Here is a 609-nt window from a genome sequence, read left to right on the forward strand (position 1 = left end):
CATGGAGCCATAGATATTGTACTTTTACTTGCTATAATATTTTTGATTCTTTCTTTGATTGTAATATACAATAACGAAGAAATCAATCTTTGATTGTTATAAAAATGTGTATATTCTTTTAATTTTTCTCTCAATAATTCTACTGTGATATTTTTATTTAATCGTGAATAAAATTCTCTTTCGTCTATGCCGTGTACTCTTTCTACTACACCGTTGTATCTTGGTGTTGCTACAGGAATATATCTTCTCTCTAATTTATTTTTAAGACAATATTCATCAAAAATATTTATTTTAGAGCTATTGATACAGCGATAAGTATATTCTATACCATTGTTACCACAGGCACTTCCTTCGGTCGCTGTTTGTATAGCCTGTATCTTAAAAGGTGAAGTTTTTAAGACATATTTTAAGAAAGATAAAGCACTATAAGGTGTTTTATCTTCATAGATTTGCCTCCAACTATAACGTGTAGCTAAATCTACAGCAGTGAATTGATAAACTGTTTTTCTGCCTAATTTGATATATTTAGTGTCTATTTGAACTATTTTGCCTTCTTTTTGTATTTTAGAGACAAATTTTCGTTTATCATATCGCTTCTTTTTCTTTTAC

1 protein-coding gene is annotated in these 609 nt (G+C 28.4%); it reads right to left on the reverse strand.

Annotated features, from left to right (window positions below; genetic code table 11):
• Positions 1–563 (reverse strand): integrase core domain-containing protein (locus EPJ72_RS13825; RefSeq protein WP_199749298.1); only part of this gene is annotated, 563 nt, incomplete at its 3' end.
• Between the last annotated feature and the right edge of the window lie 46 nt (positions 564–609).

It is taken from the genome of Brachyspira pilosicoli (genome assembly GCF_008016535.1).
Taxonomy (GTDB): Bacteria; Spirochaetota; Brachyspiria; order Brachyspirales; family Brachyspiraceae; genus Brachyspira; species Brachyspira pilosicoli_A.